The sequence below is a fragment of the Sulfobacillus sp. TH-112 genome (assembly GCF_057473405.1).
Genome location: NZ_JBYCKN010000101.1, coordinates 25,885 through 32,509, shown reverse-complemented (window position 1 = coordinate 32,509; position 6,625 = coordinate 25,885). Strand labels below are relative to the sequence as shown.

The 6,625-nt window shown below is 50.7% G+C and carries 6 protein-coding genes; 3 read left to right on the top strand and 3 right to left on the bottom strand.

The window, feature by feature from the left end; all coding sequences use genetic code 11:
- The first annotated feature begins 244 nt into the window (after positions 1-244).
- A complete protein-coding gene (locus tag ACOJWD_RS06675; RefSeq protein WP_486992446.1) occupies positions 245-1,393 on the top strand; it encodes an MFS transporter in 1,149 nt (382 codons plus the stop codon).
- On the opposite strand, the gene ACOJWD_RS06670 is transcribed toward ACOJWD_RS06675, so the two are convergent.
- Entirely contained in the window at positions 1,394-2,896 is a 1,503-nt protein-coding gene (locus tag ACOJWD_RS06670) for a class I adenylate-forming enzyme family protein (RefSeq protein ID WP_486992445.1), read from the bottom strand.
- A 135-nt stretch (positions 2,897-3,031) separates the two neighbouring features.
- Here ACOJWD_RS06670 and ACOJWD_RS06665 point away from each other — a divergent pair, with 135 nt between their 5' ends.
- The gene (locus ACOJWD_RS06665) at positions 3,032-3,499 is read left to right on the top strand and encodes a GNAT family N-acetyltransferase (protein WP_486992444.1); all 468 of its coding nucleotides are present in this window, start codon (positions 3,032-3,034) and stop codon (positions 3,497-3,499) included.
- 88 nt (positions 3,500-3,587) lie between these two features.
- Here ACOJWD_RS06665 and ACOJWD_RS06660 read toward each other — a convergent pair whose 3' ends face one another.
- Positions 3,588-4,142 carry a cysteine hydrolase family protein gene (locus ACOJWD_RS06660; RefSeq protein WP_486992443.1) on the bottom strand — a complete coding sequence of 185 codons (555 nt, stop codon included), beginning with the start codon at positions 4,140-4,142 and terminating at the stop codon, positions 3,588-3,590.
- Positions 4,143-4,366: 224 nt separating this feature from the next.
- Here ACOJWD_RS06660 and ACOJWD_RS06655 point away from each other — a divergent pair, with 224 nt between their 5' ends.
- Complete coding sequence (locus tag ACOJWD_RS06655; RefSeq protein WP_486992442.1) at positions 4,367-4,825, top strand: hypothetical protein; 459 nt, start codon at positions 4,367-4,369, stop codon at positions 4,823-4,825.
- 89 nt (positions 4,826-4,914) lie between these two features.
- Here the strand turns inward: ACOJWD_RS06655 and ACOJWD_RS06650 are convergent, their stop codons facing one another.
- Positions 4,915-6,390: a Mur ligase family protein gene (locus ACOJWD_RS06650; RefSeq protein ID WP_486992441.1), complete on the bottom strand. Its 1,476-nt coding sequence runs from the start codon at positions 6,388-6,390 to the stop codon at positions 4,915-4,917.
- Between the last annotated feature and the right edge of the window lie 235 nt (positions 6,391-6,625).

Below are 6,625 nucleotides of genomic sequence, written 5' to 3'. Positions count from 1 at the left end.
CAAGGTTGCATGAGTGCGAACCGGGGCAATCAGTGAAAGAAGGAAAAAGACGAGGAGAGCGTATGCGTGTGATAACATTTGCCGCCGTCTTGGGAGAAATAGAGGGCAATGTTTTGCGTGAGATCGTAGAGAGGAAGCGTGGCTTCAGGCCGCGCGTATTTCAGTAATGTTGGGCCGACTTGTGAGTGGCATGCTCCCGGACCTACCCTCTGAGGTGTGGTGGGTTATTGGGGTGAACACCGCGATGTCAGTAATTTTTAACTTTGTGAGTATCTTTGTGAATCTCTATTGGTGGAACCAAGGTCACTCAATTTTTTTGGTGAGCTTGTTTAATCTCGCGAGCACGGTAACGTTGTTCATTTCCTATTACGTGGGATCATATTTTCTCTATCGGCGCGATATTCGTTTCGTGATGTTGCTCAGTACGCTTTTTGCCGGAGCCACCTTTGTCGGGCTCTTCTTGTACCTTCCTGAGTATCGTACCATCTTCACCATCCTCATTGGTCTCATGTTTGGCTGTACGCAAGGGTTCTTTTGGTCAGCAAACAATTCCTCCATGTATACGTTTTTGAAGGCCGAACAGTATGCAGATTATTTTTCTGTGAATACAGTGGTTGCCCAAGTGATTGCCGTGGTCATCCCATTAGCGTCTGCGGGGATACTTTATGGAGTAGGATTTCATCTCTCCTTCGTCGTGATGTTGTTGTTTGTGATTGCGGCGTTCTTCGTGTCGATGCGTATTCCGCACCAAGGGTTGTCGGAGTCAATTTTTGATCATATGCATCATCGAGAAGTGTTTTCTAAACCGGGGACGTCCTGGGTGATGTTCGTCGTTTTGTGCGCCGGCTTAGTGAACCAATTTCTGCTGCTGTTTTCAATGATTTACATATTTTCGTTTAGCAATAATGTGGGCATCGTGGCGGTGTTCAATATCGGCTATTCGCTGGTTCTCTTGGGCGGCTTGACACTTTATCGCCGATGGAAGGGTCTATCACAAAATGTGTGGCTCATCATCGGTAGTGCTTGTGTTCTCGTGAGCTACATTTTGGCCTTTCTTACCCCGCGCGATGCGCTCAGTGTGGTGGTGGTCTTGTTAATGCGACTCGGAGGTCTTTATGTTTCCGGGGCCTCCGGCAGACAGCGCTATCGCATTATTATGCAAGGGGATGTCGTGTGGCGAACGCGATTTGGTCTGTGGATGGAGGTGCCTTTTGCTGTTTCTCGGACCATCATTTTGATGGGAGCGCTTTTTGTTCGTCACTTAGGGGACACGGCGTTTTTGGGGATCACTCTTATTTCCGGACTGGCCTTATTGGGCTTACCGATTCTGACCCAACTGGCGATTAAACGGTATGAAGCATTTTACAACCCAAGTGCTGGGGCCACTGATTGATTAGTGTTCGCGGCGAAGTACCTGTTTAAGAACCTTTCCGGTGTCGCCCCGAGGGAGTTCGGCAACAAATTCGATTGATTTTGGTACTTTGAATGTGGGAAGGTGCATGCGGGCATATTCTGTCACTTGTTGTTTGGATAGGGTAAGACATTTTGGGACGATTACGGCATGAATACGCTCTCCCCAATAGCGATCTTTTACCCCGACGACGGCTACGTCGTGGACTTGAGGATGGGCGCGGAGGATGTTTTCAATCTCAAGACTGGAAATTTTTTCGCCACCCGAATTAATCAAGTCCTGGGCACGATCCACCAAGACGAGAAGTCCGGCTTCGGTGAGATATCCTAAATCATTGCAGGTGTGCCAATGTCCTGGGATAGCGATCCCTTTGGAGGCTGGGCGTTTGTGATAGCCAGCAAATACACTGATGCCGGAGGCATAGATAGTGCCAATAGTTTTGGGTGGGCAACGTTCCCCATCGGTATTACACACCACGACTTCCATTCCGAACGCTGGGCGGCCAACACATAAGGGACAAAGAGGTTCGGCTGAACCGATCTGGTGGGCGGCAAAGATCGCTTCCGTGGCCGAATAGAGAATCGAAAGTTGAATATTTGGCCAGGTGCGGACTAAGGATTGCGCGGTCGTGTCCAAGAGCGGGGCACTTGAGGTGACGAGTTGGTGTAATGCTGACGCATTGAGGGCGCGTTTTTCACTGTCGGGCAGATCGAGTATGGCTTGGGCCATCGTCGGAACCATAAATGCTGTCGTGCAGTGGTGCTTAATGAGGGTGGCGATAGCGCGGTGCGCATTAAAGGGCGTATCAATAATTGTGGTGGCACCAATTTGCAGCGTGCTGAGTGTGAATCCAATGCCTCCCATGTGGAAATACGGATAGGGATTGAAAATGCGATCGTCCGGCGTCAGGTGCAAAGATTGGATAAGAGAGTGGTTCCATCCCCATAAAGTCTTTTGGCTGTGCCATGCCCCTTTCGGACGCCCTGTGGTCCCTGAGGTGTACAATAGCGCAAGCGGCATCTCTTCGTTCGCCTCGTTGGGAGCTTCACTGTAGTCATGTGATTGAATACCGGTTAAAGATGGGAAAACCTGTTTGATGCTTTTAGCCCGAGAGGTGAGTGTCATGAGGGCATCGGAAAATTTGTGGTCATAGACCACGGTGGACGCTCCTGCATCTTGGAGCTGCTGCACCCACTCGTCCTGACGGGTACGCGGGTTTAAAGGCGTAAACGCCGCTCCCAGACTGCCTAGAGCAAGAATGAGCGCTACGATCGATAAAGGGTCATCCATGAGGTACGCCACCAAGTCGCCCTTAGCGATACCGGACCGGTGTAGTGCCACTGCCCAGGAGTGACTAAGGTGGTTCAGTTCACCATAGGTGAGGGTTCTATCCTGTTGCGCATCTACCAACGCCATCTTCTCTGGAGTGTCCTGACTCCATCTATGAATGGCACCGGTGACCGTGTGCGCCGTGTCCATTGCCATTCTCACATCCTTCAATTTTCTAGCGGGAGATTTGTTTATCCTATTCGCGGACCGATAAATTGACCCAGGCGAAGAAAATTTTGGTACGAAACACGGCGCTCTTTAAGCGACGTATGATGGAGGGGAGGGATCGTGATGTCGAAAACGCCACTTAGGTACCTTGGAAAATATGCCGTAGGGCACGGAGAATGGAGCGACATGGCAGAGATTGCCGATTTAGAGAGACAAGTATTTGTGGACCCGATGTCGTATGAGGAAATTACCGAAAAGTACTATTCACCAAATGTGGACTTCTTGGTCGTCAAAGAGGGCACTCGCGTGATTGCCTATTTTGGATTTGAAGTGTTTCATCGCTATGCGCATGTCTTAGCCAACGTGACGCATCCCCAATATCGACGTCAAGGGCTAGGGGCCTTTGTGTTGAAGGCGGCGGAACCTTGGGCTTATGAGATGGGAGCGCTGGCGTTTATTGGAGAAGTCCGCGTGTCCAATGTGGGCCAATTGCGGGTGCTGGAATCGATTGGTTGGACACGCGTGGCACTTATACCGCAGTTCTTTAGTAATGGTGAAGACGCGCAGATGGTCTTGCGGGTGTTTACCTGATATCGGGTCGTTTTCGTTGCCGCGGCATGTGCTCTAACAGTAATCTCACATTAGAGAGAGGACACATGCGGGAGATTCAGATAGTCGCTCAAACAAAATTTACGTGTGCTGTAAGAGTGGTGTCGTTGGCGCGGTCCGGATAACTCACCCATTTCATGGCGAGGTTCAGCTCTTGAATAATTTGCTCGGCTTCGATCTTGCGCCCGTCGTCGAATTCTATGGATGCGGTCGTGTGAGCGTCCTCGATCAAGGTGAGGTCATAATGGCGATCAAGCGCTCCGTAGGCCGTGGCTCGTATGCACCAATTGGTCGCTGCGCCTACCAAGAATACGTGATTTGCGCCAAGTGTTGTTAGTATCTCGTGTAGACGGGTTTTCTCAAATGCAGAATTGAAGTGCTTATAGACGCGAATTTCACTTGAAAGAGGGATTAGCTCCGGTACCAGTTGCCATTCAGAGCTGTCCTGGATTAATTCCTCATCGGCGTGTTGCACCCAGATTACCGGAACGCCTTGGTGGCGTGCTCGTTTAACACAAGAGGCAATATTGGCCACGATGCGCTGCGGTTCCCAAGTGTCGTTCATTACGCCAACTTGCGCATCGACTACTAACAAGACGCTGCTAGGGGAAGCGTTATCGACCATACTATGATCCTCCATGAATATCAAGATACTGAAATATTAAACAAATCTGATCGTGCCGTCTAGACGACGAACCCGTGGATCGCTCGTCCATGCGGCCCTGGCCTCTTGCCCGTGCGTCCCATATGGCCACACGTCATCTCAAAAGCCATTTTTCTTTCGATAGCGGTTGCAGTAGTATTACGTATGTACTGATCCTTATGAGTCTTATGAAAGGAAGGCATGGCATGTCGATCAAACAATCTCGACCCTCTGAGACTACGCACATTTTAAGTGCTCATCATCGCAGACTCGATTTATTGCGACTCTCCATGGTGTTTTTCGCTCTCGTGGACGTCGCTGCGCATCTTTATGCCAGTCCCGGATCAAGTCCCATTGTGTCATATTGGATCGATGTAGAGACCGCAACATACGGCATCATCGGTGTGGTTTACCTATTAGGCCTGCGGCGTTACTACCTCTTACCGATCCTATTTACCGCGTATAATATGACCATGTATTTTCTATCCGGCTTGGTGTCATTGCCCTTTGGCATTAACCCCACACCGTTGGTGGGCCACGTGCAATTTGGGCTCTATTCTTTTGGACGGGGGATGTCCTTAGCGGCGTGGGTCTATCTATTGGTAGTTGGTATCATTATGCTAAAAAAGGATCCAGGGTCCAAACTCAATGCACTACTCGATTAGGGCATGGTAGACTGAGCCACACAGCAAGCCCACCATGGTTACAATGCTAGGTAAGCGTAAGGCCTCGATTTTTGTTAGCATCTTCCGTGTCATTTTCGGTGCTTTAAGATCGATTCGGCCAGAGCCATTCCCGAGTCCATTCCGAATGTCCCCAAAAGTAGCAAGATACCGCCGTCTCGAGGGAGATGCGCACAGCCTGCCCGAATCGCTTGCGGTAACTCTTGATATGCTCGGATGGAGAGATTTCTGGCACGTGCTTGATCGCGGAAAGCCTGCATTTCTTCCTTCCGTACTCGATGGTCAATGGTGAGTGATCGGATATAGGTTTCGCTGGATGTCACGATGACAGGAGCATAATGTAGCGTGTCGTTCCAGTCTGCTAAAACGTTGGCGATGTCGCGGTTCACTTCATCACCACGATTACCGCGAATCGCCGTGATGACCACCAGAGGCCGGTTCAGTGTTTGCATTGTTTGCATGACGGCGTCATAGCTGGCGCGATTCATGGCGACATCGGACACAATCATATAAGGGCCAATAGACCGACTCTGCAATCGTCGCGGCGGAGGAGCAAATTCGGCCAGGGCTTGCTGCGCTATGGCCGGTTGGCAGCCAAACTCGGAGGCGACGGCCAGTGCAATGAGAGCGTTCACGACGTTGTGAAGGCCCGGCACAGGCAAATGAATCCTCCCTTGATTTTGGGCGTTTTGCATCCAGGTCCATTGCGAAAAATTTCTGCCTAGGGTGAGTTCTGCGGCTGAGGTCTCGGAATTCGTATAAAGTCCCACATAAGAATGCCGGATAGTGCTCGGAATGTTTAGCGCAGCTAGGGTTTCGTCATCGCGGTTCAAGATGGCAATGCCATTGGGCTTGAGGTGCGTCAAAAGGGAGGCCTTTGCCGCCACGTAGGCGGGAAAGGTTTTGTGAAAGTCAAGATGGTCCGGCGTGATATTCGTGAAGGCGACCGAATCGAACCACAGGCCATTGACCCGGCCTAATTGAAGTGCGTGCGAAGAGACCTCGATCACCACATCCTCTACGCCAGCATCAGCGACTTCGCGCAGAAAGCGGTGAAGTTGTGGGGCCTCAGGTGTTGTCATGGAGGGGCGAAAGGGATGGGCAATCCCTGTGACTTCATTAGTGGTCCAAAAGGCGGTCTTTTTCCCCATCTTCTGTAATAGCCCTGCCAACATGTAGGCGGTGGTGGTTTTTCCGTTGGTTCCGGTAATGGCGTGTAATCGTAGGTTTTGAGCTGGATGGTGGTAGAGGCGGGCGGCAATCTCACCCAAAATGTCTCGCGCATCTTTAACGAGAATGACAGGGACGTGGGACGTCGATGCATATCCGGAACCATCGTCGGTCAAGATGGCCGAGGCTCCTCGAGCGATGGCATCATCGACAAACAGCAGGCCATCCGTATTAAATCCTTTGAGAGCGACAAACATCGTATGCGGTGAAGCGTGTCGAGAATCGATCACGATGTCGTGAATCAGCATGGACTCCTCTTCGGGTAAGAGTCCGGTGTATTCGATATCTTGGAGAAGATCGATTATTGCGATTGCCATAGGACCACCTTCATGTCAGTCGGTATGAGGTATCTTACGGTGCGAGATTACAAGATGTGAGGCGAATATGTGGGGCTACCCTAAAAGTCCATGGAGACGCGTGGCCTCTGGTCTACCTTGGTGAACCGCGCACCGCGTGGTGATTAGTTGGGGGTATAACGCACTTTTCGGGAAAGATTTTGGTGTGTTGACGGTGGATTTCTTGCTATTTACGATCAAAAGCCCAATACTATCC